General features: G+C 59.3%; 16 protein-coding genes. 8 read left to right on the forward strand and 8 right to left on the reverse strand.

Annotated features, from left to right (window positions below):
• The first annotated feature begins 197 nt into the window (after nt 1-197).
• On the forward strand, nt 198-1,031 hold the full coding sequence (locus GHO41_RS15080; protein ID WP_153434026.1) for a DMT family transporter: 834 nt from the start codon (nt 198-200) through the stop codon (nt 1,029-1,031).
• Between the two features lie 44 nt (nt 1,032-1,075).
• Here the strand turns inward: GHO41_RS15080 and trmB are convergent, their stop codons facing one another.
• The 4 genes from trmB to GHO41_RS15100 all read right to left on the reverse strand — a co-directional run bounded on the left by trmB (nt 1,076) and on the right by GHO41_RS15100 (nt 3,312).
• Entirely contained in the window at nt 1,076-1,798 is a 723-nt protein-coding gene (gene trmB, locus GHO41_RS15085) for a tRNA (guanosine(46)-N7)-methyltransferase TrmB (RefSeq protein WP_048370979.1), read from the reverse strand.
• Nucleotides 1,799-1,807: 9 nt separating this feature from the next.
• The gene (locus GHO41_RS15090) at nt 1,808-2,602 is read right to left on the reverse strand and encodes a thiazole synthase (protein WP_048370981.1); all 795 of its coding nucleotides are present in this window, start codon (nt 2,600-2,602) and stop codon (nt 1,808-1,810) included.
• 57 nt (nt 2,603-2,659) lie between these two features.
• Complete coding sequence (gene thiS / locus GHO41_RS15095; protein WP_153434027.1) at nt 2,660-2,860, reverse strand: sulfur carrier protein ThiS; 201 nt, start codon at nt 2,858-2,860, stop codon at nt 2,660-2,662.
• 80 nt (nt 2,861-2,940) lie between these two features.
• A complete protein-coding gene (locus GHO41_RS15100) occupies nt 2,941-3,312 on the reverse strand; it encodes a DUF423 domain-containing protein (protein ID WP_048370985.1) in 372 nt (123 codons plus the stop codon).
• Between the two features lie 44 nt (nt 3,313-3,356).
• Between GHO41_RS15100 and mtgA the strand changes: the two genes are divergently transcribed.
• Nucleotides 3,357-4,115 (forward strand): monofunctional biosynthetic peptidoglycan transglycosylase, encoded by a 759-nt coding sequence (gene mtgA / locus GHO41_RS15105; RefSeq protein WP_082148745.1) that lies wholly within the window; start codon nt 3,357-3,359, stop codon nt 4,113-4,115.
• Between the two features lie 165 nt (nt 4,116-4,280).
• Here the strand turns inward: mtgA and rpoH are convergent, their stop codons facing one another.
• The 4 genes from rpoH to ftsY all read right to left on the reverse strand — a co-directional run bounded on the left by rpoH (nt 4,281) and on the right by ftsY (nt 8,359).
• Nucleotides 4,281-5,135 (reverse strand): RNA polymerase sigma factor RpoH, encoded by an 855-nt coding sequence (rpoH, locus tag GHO41_RS15110; RefSeq protein WP_048370987.1) that lies wholly within the window; start codon nt 5,133-5,135, stop codon nt 4,281-4,283.
• Nucleotides 5,136-5,247: 112 nt separating this feature from the next.
• Nucleotides 5,248-6,273 (reverse strand): permease-like cell division protein FtsX, encoded by a 1,026-nt coding sequence (gene ftsX, locus GHO41_RS15115; RefSeq protein WP_048370988.1) that lies wholly within the window; start codon nt 6,271-6,273, stop codon nt 5,248-5,250.
• The gene (gene ftsE / locus GHO41_RS15120) at nt 6,270-6,941 is read right to left on the reverse strand and encodes a cell division ATP-binding protein FtsE (RefSeq protein WP_048370989.1); all 672 of its coding nucleotides are present in this window, start codon (nt 6,939-6,941) and stop codon (nt 6,270-6,272) included. The genes ftsX and ftsE overlap by 4 nt, the downstream gene beginning before the upstream one ends.
• Entirely contained in the window at nt 6,938-8,359 is a 1,422-nt protein-coding gene (gene ftsY / locus GHO41_RS15125) for a signal recognition particle-docking protein FtsY (protein ID WP_048370990.1), read from the reverse strand. Before ftsY ends, ftsE begins: the two co-directional genes overlap by 4 nt.
• A 356-nt stretch (nt 8,360-8,715) precedes the next feature.
• Between ftsY and GHO41_RS15130 the strand changes: the two genes are divergently transcribed.
• The 6 genes from GHO41_RS15130 to GHO41_RS15155 all read left to right on the forward strand — a co-directional run bounded on the left by GHO41_RS15130 (nt 8,716) and on the right by GHO41_RS15155 (nt 16,472).
• Nucleotides 8,716-10,071 (forward strand): pitrilysin family protein, encoded by a 1,356-nt coding sequence (locus GHO41_RS15130; RefSeq protein ID WP_153434028.1) that lies wholly within the window; start codon nt 8,716-8,718, stop codon nt 10,069-10,071.
• A complete protein-coding gene (locus GHO41_RS15135; RefSeq protein WP_153434029.1) occupies nt 10,064-11,554 on the forward strand; it encodes a pitrilysin family protein in 1,491 nt (496 codons plus the stop codon). The genes GHO41_RS15130 and GHO41_RS15135 overlap by 8 nt, the downstream gene beginning before the upstream one ends.
• A complete protein-coding gene (gene rsmD, locus GHO41_RS15140; RefSeq protein WP_048385106.1) occupies nt 11,554-12,162 on the forward strand; it encodes a 16S rRNA (guanine(966)-N(2))-methyltransferase RsmD in 609 nt (202 codons plus the stop codon). Before GHO41_RS15135 ends, rsmD begins: the two co-directional genes overlap by 1 nt.
• Nucleotides 12,163-12,342: 180 nt before the next feature.
• Nucleotides 12,343-13,596, forward strand: a complete 1,254-nt coding sequence (locus GHO41_RS15145; RefSeq protein WP_153434030.1) for a pitrilysin family protein — start codon at nt 12,343-12,345, stop codon at nt 13,594-13,596.
• Nucleotides 13,597-13,699: 103 nt separating this feature from the next.
• Nucleotides 13,700-15,046: a pitrilysin family protein gene (locus GHO41_RS15150; protein ID WP_153434031.1), complete on the forward strand. Its 1,347-nt coding sequence runs from the start codon at nt 13,700-13,702 to the stop codon at nt 15,044-15,046.
• Nucleotides 15,039-16,472 carry a pitrilysin family protein gene (locus GHO41_RS15155; RefSeq protein ID WP_153434032.1) on the forward strand — a complete coding sequence of 478 codons (1,434 nt, stop codon included), beginning with the start codon at nt 15,039-15,041 and terminating at the stop codon, nt 16,470-16,472. The genes GHO41_RS15150 and GHO41_RS15155 overlap by 8 nt, the downstream gene beginning before the upstream one ends.
• Nucleotides 16,473-16,539: the final 67 nt, after the last annotated feature.

The raw sequence follows: 16,539 nt of genomic DNA on the forward strand, positions 1-16,539 counted from the left end.
CCGCGCGCGCTCTTCAACTCTAGACCCAGTTTGCTGCGCGACAGCGCGGCGTCGAAGACGGGGCGGCCCCTCCTACAGAGGATTGCGTTTTTTACGCCAACTTCTCGAACTTCAAATCCCACACGCCATGGCCAAAGTTAAAGAGCACTACTGAAACAGACAAACTTCCGTAATTTACGCAGTCACGGGCTTTAGTTATGTCACTAACGGTATTTGAAATAGTCCTCGTAGCCGCCGTTCTACACGCGTCATGGAACGCCATTGTTAAAGCTGGCAAAAACACGGTATTAACCATGGTGCTGGTGACCGCTTCAGCGGCGCTTTGGGCTATTGTTTTACTGCCTGTCCTTCCTTCCCCAAGCCCAGAAAGCTGGCCCTATATTGCGCTGTCTGCAGCACTGCAAATCGTCTATTTTGCACTGGTCGCAAGGATCTATCGCATTGCAGACATGAGCCAAACTTATCCAATAATGCGCGGTGCGGCACCGCTTATTGTTGCTCTCGCCGGTACCCTTTTCCTCGACGAAACCTTGTCCAACCCTGCTTGGCTGGGTGTTTGTATTATCTGTTCGGGTATTTTAATAATGCTCTGGAGCGGGGGGCAAAAGAGTCGGGAAGGTTTATTACTCGCGCTATTAAACGCCTTGGTTATTAGCGGCTACACATTAGTCGATGGTATTGGCGTACGGTTATCCGCAGCACCAGCGTCTTACACGCTCTGGATATTTCTGATTACTGGCGCATCTATTGGCTGCTGGGCAACACTCAATCAATGGTCGCAGACGCGTCACTATCTGCGGCTCAATTGGCACTTGGGTGCTGTCGGAGGTCTTGGCACTCTGGTTTCTTATGGGCTGGCCTTATATGCAATGACTCAGGCCCCCGTAGCCGTCGTGGCCGCGCTGCGTGAAGCATCAATTTTGTTCTCAGCCGTCATCTCATGGCTGATTCTGAAAGAACACATCACGGTCGTACGTTGCGTGTCCGTTTGCGTGATTGCAATCGGGGCAATCACGTTACGTCTGGCTTAGAAACCGGCCTCCAAGCAGGGGGAGACCGGCACTTTAATAAGTACTTACGCCAACTTCTCGAACTTCAAATCCCACACGCCATGCCCAAGACGTTCGCCACGACGTTCGAACTTGGTCACCGGGCGTTCGGCCGGGCGTGGGACGCACTGGCCGTCTTCGGCCAGGTTGCGGTAACCCGGCGCGACGTTCATGACTTCCAGCATGTATTCGGCATACGGTTCCCAGTCGGTCGCCATGTGCAGCACGCCACCCACTTTCAGCTTGGAACGCACCAGTTCGGCAAACGATGCCTGGACGATGCGGCGCTTGTGGTGACGGCTCTTGTGCCATGGGTCCGGGAAGAACAGCAGCAGGCGGTCGAGGCTGTTGTCAGCCACGCAGCGGGTCAGGACTTCGATCGCGTCGCAGTCGTATACCCGCAGGTTGGTCAGGCCTTGGGTCAGCACGCCGTTGAGCAGCGCGCCCACACCCGGGCGGTGAACCTCGACGCCGATGAAGTCTTGCTCAGGCGAAGCCGCCGCCATTTCCAGCAGGGAGTGACCCATGCCGAAGCCGATTTCCAGGGTGCGCGGGGCCGAACGACCAAACACCTGGTCGTAATCGACCGGCGCATCGGCCAGCGGCAGCACGTACAGCGGCGCGCCTTGATCCAGGCCGCGTTGCTGGCCTTCGGTCATGCGCCCGGCACGCATCACAAAACTCTTGATGCGGCGGTGCTGGCGGTCGTCGCCTTCTTCCAGGGTTGGGGTGTCGAGTGATTCAGTCATCAGTGGCTCTTACTTGATCAGACCATCCAGCGGCGAGGAGGCGCTGGCATAGAGTTTTTTCGGCATGCGCCCGGCCAGATACGCCAGACGGCCCGCCACAATGGCGTGCTTCATGGCTTCGGCCATGATGATTGGATGCTGGGCGTTGGCGATGGCTGAGTTCATCAGCACGGCTTCGCAGCCCATTTCCATGGCGATGGTGGCGTCGGAGGCAGTGCCTACGCCCGCGTCCACCAGCACCGGGATTTTTGCTTCTTCCAGAATGATCCGCAGGTTGTACGGGTTGCAGATGCCCAACCCCGTGCCGATCAGGCCCGCCAGCGGCATGACCGCGATGCAGCCCATGGCTTCAAGCTCGCGGGCGATGATCGGGTCATCGCTGGTGTACACCATCACGTCAAAACCGTCCTTGACCAGCACTTCGGCGGCCTTGAGGGTTTCGATCACGTTCGGGAACAGGGTTTTCTGGTCTGCCAGCACTTCGAGTTTGACCAGGTTGTGGCCGTCGAGCAGCTCACGGGCCAGTCGGCAGGTACGCACGGCTTCAACCGCGTCGTAGCACCCGGCGGTGTTCGGCAGGATGGTGTAGCGATCTGGCGGCAACACGTCGAGCAGGTTCGGCTCGCCGGGGTTTTGCCCGATGTTGGTGCGGCGCACAGCGACGGTGACGATTTCAGCGCCCGAGGCTTCGATGGCCAGACGGGTTTCTTCCAGGTCACGGTATTTGCCGGTGCCTACCAGCAAACGCGACTGGTACGTACGGCCGGCCAACACGAAAGGCTTGTCGCTGCGAACATTGCTCATCGGGAATCCTCTTCTGATTGTGTGCACTGTGGACAGGTGTGAAGCGGGGCCAGGTGACTAGCCGCCACCGATGGCATGAACCACTTCGACCTGATCGCCTTCTTTGAGCACCGTTTCGCCGTGCAGGCTGCGCGGCACGATGTCCAGGTTAAGCTCGACGGCGACACGACGGCCTGTCAGTTCCTGGAGGGCCAACAAGCCAGCGACGGTCTCGCCGTCCGGCAGTTCAAAGGATTCACCGTTCAACTGAATGTGCATGCGCGACGCTGCCATCATTTTTAGGGGTCAGCATTCTAGCCCGATCAGTCAGGGCGACCCAAGCCATTCGTCCTACAGACTTAACTAACGCGCCAGGCGGCCAGACCCAGGCATAACCAGCCCGCCAAAAAGCCGAGGCCACCGATGGGGGTGATCATCCCCAGCTTGCTGATGCCGGTCATTGTCAGCACGTACAAACTGCCGGAGAACAGCACAATGCCCAGGGCAAAACAGATACCGGCCCAGGTCACCAGGCGGCTTTGCAGTTGCGTTGCCAACAGCGCGACGCCGATCAAGGCCAGGGCGTGGACCAGTTGATAGGTCACACCGGTATGAAAAATAGCCAGGTATTGCTCACTCAGGCGGCCTTTCAGGCCATGGGCCGCGAATGCGCCGAGGGCAACGCCGGTAAAGCCAAAGAAGGCGGCCAACATCAGGAAAACACGCAACATGGTTCACTCCCTTCAGGGTCATCGAATAGCGCAGGGTCTGTATAATGGCCCGCTCAACGGGTTCGGCCAAGCCATCTATGCTGCGTAATCTTCTACATCGCGTCCTTAAAGCCCTGCTGTGGTTTGCAGCGGGCAGTGCGTTGCTGGTGCTGATTTTCCGCTGGGTGCCGCCGCCGGGCACCGCGCTGATGGTCGAGCGCAAGGTTGAATCGTGGTTCGACGGCCAGCCCATTGACCTGCAACGCAGCTGGCGGCCCTGGGATGACATCTCCAACGAGCTGAAAGTCGCGGTGATTGCGGGCGAAGATCAGAAATTCGCCGAGCACTGGGGCTTTGACTTCAGCGCCATCAGGGCGGCGTTCGTGCATAACGAAAAGGGCGGCACCGTGCGCGGCGCCAGCACGCTGAGCCAGCAGGTGTCGAAAAACCTGTTTTTGTGGTCGGGCCGCAGTTGGCTGCGCAAAGGTCTCGAAGCCTGGTTTACCGGGTTGATTGAGCTGTTGTGGCCCAAACAGCGAATCCTTGAGGTGTACCTCAATAGCGCCGAATGGGATGAAGGGGTGTTTGGCGCACAGGCCGCGGCGCAGCATCACTTTGGCGTCGACGCCAAAAACCTCTCGCGCCAGCAGGCCAGCCAGTTGGCCGCCGTATTGCCCAACCCGCGCAACTGGAGTGCTAGCCACCCAACCCCCTACGTGGCCAGCCGCGCTGCCTGGATTCGCCAGCAAATGCGCCAATTGGGCGGCGATAATTACCTCACCACCCTGAACACCTCCCGCAGCGACAAGCCCTGGGCGGAGTAAACCAACTGTAGGAGCTGCCGAGGAACGACGGCTGCGATCTTTTGACGTTGAAGATCAAAAGATCGCAGCCTGCGGCAGCTCCTACGAGCAGAGTAACCACCACAGGGTATTTGCCCACAAACAAAAACGCCCCGATCAGATCGGGGCGTTTTTTTGACAGTCGCGTTAAGCGGCGATCGAGAGTTTGAGCTTGTTCATCGCGCTTTTTTCCAGCTGACGAATACGCTCTGCAGACACGTTGTACTTTTGCGCCAGGTCGTGCAGCGTGGCTTTCTCTTCAGCCAACCAGCGCTGATACAGAATGTCACGGCTACGGTCGTCCAACACTTCCAGCGCTTCGTGCAGGTTGGTGTTGGAGTTGTCGGTCCAGTCAGCATCTTCCAGTTGACGCGCCGGGTCGTACCGGTGGTCTTCCAGGTAGTTGGCTGGCGACTGGAATGCACTGTCGTCGTCAGCTTCTGCTGCCGGATCAAAAGCCATGTCCTGACCGGTCAGGCGGCTTTCCATTTCGCGCACTTCGCGAGGCTCTACGCCCAGGCTTTCAGCCACGCGATGGACTTCTTCGTTGTTCAGCCAGGCCAGACGTTTTTTCTGGCTGCGCAGGTTGAAGAACAGTTTGCGCTGGGCCTTGGTGGTCGCGACTTTCACGATCCGCCAGTTACGCAGAATGAACTCGTGGATCTCTGCCTTGATCCAGTGCACGGCGAACGACACCAGACGCACACCCATTTCGGGGTTAAAGCGTTTGACCGCCTTCATCAGGCCGACGTTACCTTCCTGGATCAGGTCTGCCTGAGCCAGGCCATAACCCGAGTAACTACGGGCAATGTGTACAACAAAACGCAGGTGGGCGAGCACCATCTGCCGAGCCGCCCCCAAATCCTGCTCATAGTAGAGACTCTCGGCCAGTTCACGCTCCTGCTCAGGTGTCAGCAGTGGAATGCTGTTCACCGTGTTGACATAGGCCTCCAGGTTCGCACCGGGGACCAACGCATACGCAGGTTGCAAAGAAGTGGTCATACGAATAAACCTCCGTCTCACATAACTCGTGCAGTTCAGCACTGCGAAAGTTGACCGGAAACTGTTAAAAAAGTTCCGAAAAAAGCTGAAAAGGTCAACATGTATAAAGCAATTACTTAGGCGAAAGCTCACGTAAGTGACGTGCGACTGCAATCCATGCACCGATATACCCTAACAGCACCGCGCCAAGCAATAGCGACAGACCATCGGCTACCGGCACTCCGGCCAGCGCAAAATCGCTGCCATACAATCCCGCCAGCCCGACAACCGCGTCGTTGAGCCAGTTCAAACCGAATGCCAACACCCCCCAGGAAAGAATCCCGGCGCCAAACCCGTAAAGCGCGCCCATGTACAGAAACGGCCTACGCACGTAGCTGTCTGTACCACCGACCAGCTTGATCACTTCAATTTCGATCCGACGGTTCTCGATGTGCAGACGAATGGTGTTACCGATCACCAGCAGCAACGCCGAGACCAGCAAAACGGTCAAACCGAACACAAAACGGTCACCCAGCTTGAGGATCGCCGCCAAGCGTTCGACCCAGACTAGATCAAGTTGCGCCTGTTGCACTTTCGGCAACTCGGAAAGTCGTTCGCGCAGGGCTTCAAGGGTGGCTTTATCGACCTCATTGGGGGTCACCAGCACCACGCCCGGCAACGGGTTGTCCGGCAGCTCTTTGAGCGCTTCGCCCAAGCCAGACTGCTGCTGGAACTCATCCAGAGCCTTTTCGCGGCTGATGAATTCAGCGTCCGCGACCCCCGGCATACCTTTTATCTGATTGCTTAATTGTTCGCCCTGCGAGTTGCTGGCATCCATTTGCAGGTACAGCGAAATTTGCGCAGCGCGCTGCCATGAACCGCCCAGGCGCTCGACGTTGTTCAGCAACAGCGACAAGCCCATCGGCAAGCTCAGCGCGACGGCCATCACCAAACAGGTAAAAAAGCTGCCAATCGGCTGCTTGCCCAAGCGGCGCAAGCTGTCCAGCAGACTGGCGCGGTGCGACTCGACCCAGGCGTGGAACAACATCCCAAAGCTGGGGCCGTCGTCTTCGTCGTGTTTTTTCTTTTTCGGCGGCTGTGGATCGGCCGCCTTGGGTGCCACACGCTCGGACACCTTGGAACTGCGAGTGGCACTCATTGCCCGGCCTCCCCGTCGCCAATCAATCGGCCACGCTGCAAGGTCAGCATACGGTGGCGCATGCGCGCGATCAGCGCCAGGTCGTGGCTGGCGATCAGTACGCTGGTGCCCAAACGGTTGATGTCTTCAAATACGCCCATAATTTCCGCCGCCAAACGCGGGTCGAGGTTGCCGGTAGGTTCATCTGCCAGCAGCAAGGCTGGACGATGGACGATGGCTCGGGCAATGCCGACGCGTTGTTGTTGGCCGGTGGACAAGTCGCCGGGGTACAGCTCGGCTTTGTCCGACAGCGACACGCGGTCCAGCGCGGAGTCGACGCGCTTGGCGATTTCCGGCTTGGACAAGCCCAGAATCTGCAACGGCAGCGCGACGTTGTTGAACACCGTGCGATCAAACAGCAACTGGTGGTTCTGGAAGACCACGCCGATCTGGCGACGCAAAAAAGGAATCTGCGCGTTGCTGATCTGGCTCAGGTCCTGGCCCGCCAGCAGCAATTTGCCGCTGGTAGGGCGTTCCATCGCCAGCAACAGCCGCAGCAGCGTGCTTTTGCCCGCGCCGGAGTGGCCGGTGACAAACAGAAACTCGCCGCGCCGGACCCGGAAGCTCAGCTCGTGCAGGCCCACGTGTCCATTTGGATAGCGTTTACCGACCTGCTCGAAACGAATCATGGACGCTCCCGCTCCGCAAACAGAGCCTGAACAAAAGGTTCGGACTCAAAGGTACGCAAATCATCGATGCCTTCACCGACGCCGATAAAGCGGATCGGGATATTGAACTGCTTGGCCAGGGCGAAGATCACCCCGCCTTTGGCCGTGCCGTCGAGCTTGGTCAGCGCCAGGCCGGTCAAGGCTACGGTCTGGTTAAACTGCTTGGCCTGGTTGATAGCGTTTTGCCCGGTGCCGGCGTCGAGCACCAGCAGCACTTCGTGCGGCGCCTCTTCGTCGAGCTTGCCGATCACCCGGCGGACTTTTTTCAGTTCTTCCATCAGGTTGTCTTTGGTGTGCAGACGACCGGCGGTGTCGGCGATCAACACGTCGATGCCCCGCGCCTTGGCAGCTTGCACCGCGTCAAAGATCACCGAGGCCGAGTCGGCGCCCGTGTGCTGGGCGATCACCGGGATGTGGTTACGCTCGCCCCAGACCTGCAACTGCTCGACCGCTGCGGCACGGAAGGTATCACCGGCCGCCAGCATGACTTTTTTGCCTTCCAGTTGCAGTTTTTTCGCCAGCTTGCCAATGGTGGTGGTTTTACCCGCACCGTTGACGCCGACCACCAAAATTACAAACGGCTTGTTGCGGGCTTCGATTTTCAGTGGCTGCTCAACCGGCTTGAGCATGGCGGCCAGCTCGTCCTGCAACGACTTGTACAGCGCGTCGGCGTCGGTCAGTTGCTTGCGCGCGACCTTCTGCGTCAGGTTTTTGATGATCACCGAGGTCGCTTCAACGCCCACGTCGGCCGTCAGCAAACGGGTTTCGATTTCGTCCAGCAGGTCGTCATCAATGACTTTTTTGCCGAGGAACAGGCTGGCCATGCCTTCGCCAATGCTGGCGCTGGTTTTGGACAAACCTTGTTTGAGGCGGGCAAAGAAACCAACTTTGGCTTCTGCCACAGGAGCAGGTGCAGGCGGCTGGACCACGGGCGCAGGTGCAGCCACCACGGCAACCGGAGCGGCAACAGGTGCTGGAGCTGGAGCTGGAGCAACCGGCTCAGGCTCAGGCAGGGTCTCAACCACCTCAAGCACCGGCTCAACGACTTCAACCACCGCAACCACAGGCTCTGGCTCTGGAATCGGCGGCACGATGTGCGGCGCTTCCACGTCTTCGACCAGGGCAACCGGCTCCTCGGGCACCGGCAACGGCGGCCATGGCTCAGGTTTGGCCGCTTCAACCACAGGGGCAGCGACCACTTCTGGCACGGGCTCGACCACCACCGGTGTGGCTTCGATCAACGGCTCGGGGGTGACTTCAGGCGCAGGCGCTGGCTGTTCAACGACGGTTTCCTGCGGTTTTCTGCGCAGCCATCCGAACAGGCCTTTCTTCTCGCCAGCCGCAGCTGGGTTCTTCTTGTCGTCGTTGGAACCAAACATGGAGGACGGCTATCTCATCGTAGCGACGCGCCACTGTGGCGCCCCGGCAAATAATATTCGGTGTGAAAAAGACTGTTTTTTTGTCAGCTCGTTCGCACACAGCTTATTCAGGGTGTAAAGAAACACCTCTATAACTTCGTCTTATCTCGGACATGGAACGGGAAATACGGCAAAAAAAGGAAATTTACCGGGATACCTCCACACTTCCAAGTCGGCTCCTATACTGCCCGATCACAGGTTGTCTGATCGTGGCGGGCTTGATAGGCGTGGCCGCCAGTAAAACGGATCAGTATCCTAGCACCTCCTCCCCCGCAGACGCTAAGGCCAAGCGGGCAGCCCAACAGGTTTAAAAACGAATGAATCATCTCGCCCGCTGCGCTGCTGGCCTGTTGCTCAGCACCGTTTTGCTCCCGCTATCGGCCTTTGCCGCCGATGCGCAACCCACCCATGAGTTCCGTCTGGACAATGGCCTTAAGGTCATCGTGCGCGAAGACCACCGCGCACCCGTGGTGGTCTCGCAGGTCTGGTATAAAGTCGGTTCCAGCTATGAGACGCCCGGCAAGACCGGCCTGTCCCACGCCCTTGAGCACATGATGTTCAAAGGCAGCAATAAAGTCGGCCCCGGTGAAGCCTCGTTGATCCTGCGCGACCTCGGCGCCCAGGAAAACGCCTTCACCAGCGATGACTACACCGCGTATTACCAGGTGTTGGCCCGCGACCGCCTGGGCGTTGCCTTTGAGCTCGAAGCCGACCGTATGGCCAGCCTTCGCCTGCCGCCCGAAGAGTTCAAGCGCGAAATCGAGGTGATTAAAGAAGAACGTCGCCTGCGCACCGACGACCAGCCGATGAGCAAGGCGTACGAAATTTTCAGCGCCATGGCTTATCCGTCCAGCGGCTACCACACACCTACCATCGGCTGGATGGTTGACCTGGAGCGCATGAACGTTGCCGAACTGCGCGCCTGGTACGAAGAGTGGTACGCCCCCAACAACGCCACCCTGGTGGTGGTCGGCGACGTAACCCCGGATGAAGTCAAAGCCCTGGCTCAGCGCTACTTTGGCCCGGTGCCAAAACGTGACATCCCGATTGCCAAAGTGCCGCTTGAACTGGCCACGCCCGGTGAGCGCCTGCTCAAGATCAACGTGCAGATCCAACTGCCTAGCCTGATGATGGCTTTCAACGTGCCGAGTATCGCAACCGCCAAAGACCCGCTCAGCGCCAACGCGCTGCGCCTGATCGCGGCGCTGCTGGACGGCGGCTACAGCGCGCGCATGTCCTCGCAGCTTGAGCGCAAAGAGGAGTTGGTGTCGGGCGCCTCGTCCAACTACAACGCCTTCACCCGTGGCGACAGCCTGTTCCTGATTACAGCCATGCCCAACAGCCAGAAAAAAGTCACCCTGGCCCAGACGGAAGCCGGTGTATGGCGCCTGCTGGACGACCTGAAAAAGACCCCGCCGTCAGCCGAAGAACTGGAGCGTGTGCGCGCTCAAGTGATTGCCAACCTGGTGTACGAGCGCGACTCCATTACCTATCAGGCCACCTCGATTGGCCAACTGGAAACCGTTGGTCTGTCGTGGAAGCTGATGGACAGCGAACTGGCTGACCTGCAAAAAGTCACCCCGGCCGATATTCAGCAGGCCGCACGCACCTATTTCACTCGCGACCGTCTGAGCGTTGCGCACGTACTGCCCGAGGAGAAAACCCATGAGTGAGCGTAAAGGTCCACGCTTCGCCCTGCTGGCCCTGACCACGGCGGTTCTGGTGGGTGCACTGGGCTATTCCTTCATCAGCCCGAGCGAGTCGGTTGCCGGCCCAACCCTGGATTCAGCCAAAACCGAGCGCAAGCTTGAGTCTCTGGCAGAACTCGACAGCAAGGCGCCGACCAATCGCAAGCTGAACATCCAGACCTGGCAAACCGCCGAAGGCTCCAAAGTGCTGTTCGTCGAAGCCCGGGAACTGCCGATGTTCGACCTGAGCCTGACCTTCGCGGCGGGCAGCAGCCAGGATGGCAACACGCCTGGCATCGCCGTGCTGACCAACGCCATGCTTAACGAAGGCGTGGCCGGCAAAGACGTCAGCGCCATTGCCCAAGGCTTTGAAGGCCTCGGTGCAGCGTTTGGTAATGGCGCCTACCGCGACATGGCCATCACCTCGTTGCGCAGCCTGAGCGATAAAGACAAACGCACCCCGGCGCTCAATCTGTTTGCTGAAGTGGTGGGCAAACCGACGTTCCCGGCCGACTCGTTGGCGCGGATCAAAAACCAGCTGCTGGCCGGTTTTGAAGTCCAGAAGCAAAACCCCGGCAAACTGGCCAGCAATGAGCTGTTCAGCCGCCTGTACGGCAACCACCCGTACGCCCACCCGACAGATGGCTCTGCGCAAAGCATCTCGGCCATTACCCTCGACCAGATCAAGGCCTTCCACAACAAGACCTACACCGCGGGTAACGCGGTGATTGCGATTGTGGGCGACCTGTCCCGTGCCGAGGCCGAGGCCATGGCGTCGCAAGTGTCAGCAGCCCTGCCAAAAGGCCCGGCCGTGGCCAAGATCGCCGAGCCGGTTGAGCCCAAAGCAGGCGTCAACCACATCGAGTTCCCGTCCAAGCAGACCCACTTGCTGCTGGCCCAACTGGGCGTTGGCCGCGATGACCCTGACTACCCGGCGCTGGTGCTGGGCAACAAGGTTCTGGGTGGCGGTGGCTTCGGGACGCGCCTGATGACCGAAGTGCGTGAAAAACGCGGCCTGACCTACGGCGTGTACTCCAACTTCAGCCCGATGGAGGCCCGTGGCCCGTTCCAGATCAATCTGCAAACCCGTGCCGAATTGAGCGAGGGCACGCTCAAACTGGTCGAAGACATCCTGGCTGACTACCTGAAAAACGGCCCGACACAAAAAGAACTCGACGATGCCAAGCGTGAGTTTGCCGGCAGCTTCCCGCTGTCGACCGCCAGCAACGCCGCCATCGTCGGCCAACTGGGCGCGATAGGCTTCTATGACCTGCCGTTGGATTACCTGGAAAAACTCCGCGAGCAGTCCCAGAATCTGACCACCGAGCAAGTCAAGAACGCCATGAGCAAGCACTTGAGCGCCGACAAAATGGTCGTAGTGACCGCTGGCCCAACCGTGCCGCAAAAACCACTGCCACCTCCTACCGACAAACCTTCAGAGCAACCTCTTGGGGTTCCGGAGCATTAATGGCAAAGCCAAAAAACACATCGCACTCAGGTGCAGGTCAATTGCGCATCATTGCCGGGGAATGGCGCAGTCGCAAACTCGACTTCCCCCATGTAGAAGGTCTGCGCCCAACGCCAGACCGTGTTCGTGAAACGCTGTTCAACTGGCTCGCGCCGTACATTCAGGGCGCCAGGGTACTGGACGTGTTCGCCGGCAGCGGCGCACTGTTTCTGGAGGCCCTGTCACGCGGTGCGGCCAAGGGCCTGGCCCTGGACAGCAACCGTGAGGCCATCTCCAACATCCGCGAAAACATGGGCATCTTGCGCTGCACCACCGGCCAGGTGCAGCAAACGGACGCCCTGCGTTACCTGGACGCGACCCCGAGCGATACCTTTGACGTGGTGTTCCTCGATCCACCGTTTAACAAAGAGCTGCTCAAGCCTGCCTGCGACCTGCTGGAGCAGCGTGGCTGGCTGACAGATGACGCCTGGATCTACACCGAAAGCGAGCTGCGCCCGTCCGAGTTGGGATTGCCCGGCAACTGGCGTCTGCACCGCGAGCAAAAAGCCGGGGGCGTGAACTACGCCCTGTGGCAGCGCGATGCGGTTCAGGCACCGGCAGCGCAGTAACAACCGCTGATCTGTGCAATCGTTGCCGCGCATTACGGCAACGATTGCACACACCCTTGCTCTATCTATGTACCGCACCCCGCGCCCTGCGCCATCGCATTCTGTCCGTTCTCACTGATCATTCGCCCCGTGTGCCTCCGCACATCGGCTGGCGTGTTCAAAAACAACGGAATGTAAAACATGACCATTACTGCTGAAAAACCCACTCACACCTACACACTGGATAACGGCCTGCAGGTGATCCTTCGCCAGGACCACCGTACACCAAGCATCTGCGCCTCGCTGTTCCACAAGGCGGGCACCGACCATGAACGCACGAACCAGCGCGGGCTGGCGTACCTGGCCGGTGGCGCGACCTTCAAGGACAAAGACCTTGAGCGAAAAATCGGCGCCACTGCCAATGGCTGGATCGATTACCACCTCAGCGCCTACAGCCTCGAAGCACCCAGTGCCGAGCTTGCCACCGTGCTGCAATTGCTCGCTGCCCGAATGGAGCCTCAAACACTGTCCCAGGAGCGCCTCGATAAAGGCATTAAACACGCCTGCAAGCTCGAAGAAAGCGAACCGTACTTCAGCTCCGATTACTGGATTACCTCGACATTCGAGGAGCTGATTTTTCCCCAGGCACGCACCGTGTACAAATTCGGCAATGTCGACGATCTTGCACGCATCACGGTGGCCGACGTGCTGAGTTGGCATGAAGAAGGCTATGCACCCAACAACTCGATTCTGGTCATTGCAGGCGATATAGCGCTCGATGACGTCCAGCCGCTGATCCAGCACCTGTTTGCCGACCTCGCACCTTTCGAAGGTTTTGCCCCGGCAGAGCAGCCCGCACATTCGTTTTCGGGCGACGAACGCAGGCTGGTGCAACACCTCGATACGCCACTGCCACGGTTGCAAATGGCCTTTAACACGCCAAGCCTCGCAACCCCGGGCGCCATCGGCGACATCCGCGCCCTGCAAGTCATCAGCGCCCTGCTGACCAGAGGCCCGCAGGCATGGCTGCCACTGCGTTTGTCTGAAGACAAGCACACGCTGTCCAGCGTGATCAGCCGTCTTCCGGCCTATCGCCGCAACGATGACCTCTTCCTGCTGGCGGCTACCCTGGGCGTAGACACCTCGCTGTCGGTGCAACAGGTAGAGCTGGAAATCAAACAACTGCTGGAATCACTCAAAACCCATGCACTGGATGCCGAGACCTTGAAGTACGGCCAACAGCAGGCCCTTGAAAGCCTGGAAGAACAAGACACCCTCGAAATACAAGCCTCGATCCTGGGCAACCTGGCCGCCATCGACCTGCCATGGACGCTGATCGACAGCGAAGCCGGGCAGATCCACAACGTCACGGCAGATGACATCCAGCGCGTGGCCAACAGCTACTTCAGCCCGGAGCGCCTGAGCGTCGCACACAGCCTGCCGCGCGAAGACTGATACCCGAATGACCCAGGCGCGCTACGTATATACCGCCTAGCAGTACCCGCCTTGATCCAACCTGTTCTGACCTTATTCACAGAACACTCAAGGATCCTTGCGGATGAAATCCTCTCTTTTGTTTCGCTGGCTAATCACCTTGTGGTTGCCAGCGACCGCCTGCGCCCACGCGGCACCGGTTACCCACACGTTTACCCTCGACAACGGCCTTAAGGTCATTGTTCGCGAGGACCACCGCGCTCCCGTGGTGGCCTCGCAGCTTTGGTACAAAGTCGGCGCCAGTTATGAGCAGGAAGGGCAAACCGGCTTGTCCCATGCTCTGGAACACATGGTGTTCAAAGGCAGCAGCAAACTGCCCCAGGGCGAAGCGTTAAAAGTGCTTGAATCGCTGGGCGTCAGCGCCAACGCAATCACACGCCCCGATGCAACGCTTTACACACAGTTGCAGGCCACCAACCGCCTTGCGGTGTCACTCGAAATCCTTGCAGACCAAATGGTCAGCGCACGCTGGAGTGACGCCCAGTTAAACATCGAACGGCTGATCATCCAGCGAGAACGCCGTTCGACAGTCGACAGCAACCTGTGGAACTTGCTCAATGAGCGGGTCAAAACCATTGGCCATGTGGCCAGTACCTACAAGAACCCCGTACTGGGCTGGATGCATGACATCAACCGGCTGAACAACCCGCTGCTCATGCAGTGGTATCAAGACTGGTATGCGCCCAACAATGCCGTGCTGGTCATCGTCGGCGATGTGACGCTGGATCAGGCCAAAGCACAGGTGACCCAGCAGTTCGGCGCAATCGCTGCGCGCCCCTTGCCCACGGTCAAGCGCCCGATTGAACTGACCCATCTGGGCCGACGCGGGCTGCACCTTCGCTTGCCAAGCCCCAACGCAAAGCTGGTGATGGCCTTCAATGTGCCCAGTTTGAACACCGCACAAGACCCGCAAACCGCCTTTGGCCTGTTGCTGCTCAACGAACTGCTGGCCAGCAGCGACAGTTCGCTCATCAAAGCCAGCCTGATGCATCAACAAGGCGTGCTGGCCGGAACGTACTCCCATTACGACCTGCTGAACCGGGGCGATGGCCTGCTCAGGATCTGGGCCGAAATCAGTCCGTCACGCACCGAATCACCGGAGGCGGTTGAAGCCTTGATCTGGACACAGCTCAAAGCGCTCAAAGCCGCCCCGGTCAGTGCGCAAACGCTGGAACGCGCCAAGCGCAGGATCATCACCAAACGCCTGTACGCCCACGATCAGGTCGAGAAACAGGCCAGCGAAATAGGTGAACTGGAAAGCATCGGGCTGCCCTGGTCGACCCTCGACGCACAGGAACAAGCCCTGCAAACCCTGACGCCTGCTGACATCCAGCAACTGGCCACGGCCTACCTCACCGAAAACCGCTTCAGCGCCGCCTACATGCCAAGGCCGGAGAAAAAACATGACTAATGCCTTCACATCGACGCGCCACCCTTTGGCGCGATTAGCGTTTATGACCACCCTGCTCCTGAACCTGTGCCTGAGCGCTCAGGCACAGGCAACAGAAGGCCCAACAACGGCCTTGCAGAGTTTGCAAACCCTGGATGACAGTCAAATTGCTGCTCGCCCGCTGAGCATTCGTGCCTATGCGACCCACGAACGCACCCGCGTGCTTTTTATTGAGACCCACGCGCTGCCCATCGTCGATATCAGCGTGCGTTTCTCGGCGGGCAGCAGCCGTGATGGCGATTTACCAGGGCTGGCGAACCTGACCTTGAAGCTCTTGAACCAGGGCGTTGAAGGCATGGACGCCAAGGCTATCGCCGAGGCGTTTGATCAATTGGGCGCACAACTGACGGCGTCAGTAGACAAGGATGAAGCGCGGTTAACCCTGCGCACACTGAGTGACGGCGAGACACGCAAGGCGGCGATTGACCTGTTCACGCGGCTGATCGCACAGCCCGCTTTTGCCCCGGCAGCCGTCGAGCGCGCCAAAGCGTCGGCGCTCAATGCCATCGGACTGGTGCAGCAAAATCCGACAGCGCGCCTGCAACAGACGCTGCATGCACAGGTGTATGGCAATCACCCTTACGCCCGCCCCGTCGAAGGTAACGCCCAGAGCCTGGCCTTGATAGACGCCGAGAAAGTCCGGGGCTTTCATCAAAACGCCTACACCGCGGCCAACGCGCTGCTGGTCATCGTGGGGGACATTTCAAATGATGAAGCCACAGACCTGAGCATCGCGATCAGCCAGGCCCTGCCCCAAGGCCCCGCACTGGCGCCTGTTGAACTGGCCATGGACCTGACATCACCGCCCGGCCATACACACCTCGAAGCCCCCTACAGCCAGACCTTGATCATGCTGGCGCAGCCGAGCGTACCGGCGAACCACCCGGATTACGTGGCGTTACAAGTGGCCAGCCTGATATTCGGCGGTTCCAACAGCAGCCGTCTGATCAATGAGCTGCGCCACAAGCGCGGGCTGAGCTACGCCGCCTCGGCCTTTATACCGCTCTGGCAAGCGGGCGGGCCCTGGACTATCAGCCTGCAAACCGCCCCCGATCAGCAGGATGCCACCCTCGCACTGGTCAAAACGCTGTTTGCCGAGTGGCTGCGCGACGGTCCCACCGAAGAGGAACTGGTCGCCGTCAAACGACGGTTGGCAGGCAACTTGCCGCTGACCAGCGCCAGCAATGCACAAATGGTTCAACAATGGCTGCTTATGGGGGCCCACGACCTGCCCCGAAATTTCGACGCGCTGGTCATGCACGCCCAAAAGCTGTCGCGACAAGACATCAAAGACGCCATGAATCGTTATACCAGGGCCGATAAATGGAAGGTCGCAAGCCTCGGCCCAACGGTCGAACAACGCCCCTTGCCAGCCGTTCAACCCTGAGCGTATTGCGTACTTATGTAACGCACCTGCCGCCCGGGTTTATCGCAACCTGTCCTGACGAACCCTC

It is taken from the genome of Pseudomonas sp. FSL R10-0399 (assembly GCF_009600165.1).
Taxonomy (GTDB): Bacteria; Pseudomonadota; Gammaproteobacteria; order Pseudomonadales; family Pseudomonadaceae; genus Aquipseudomonas; species Aquipseudomonas helleri.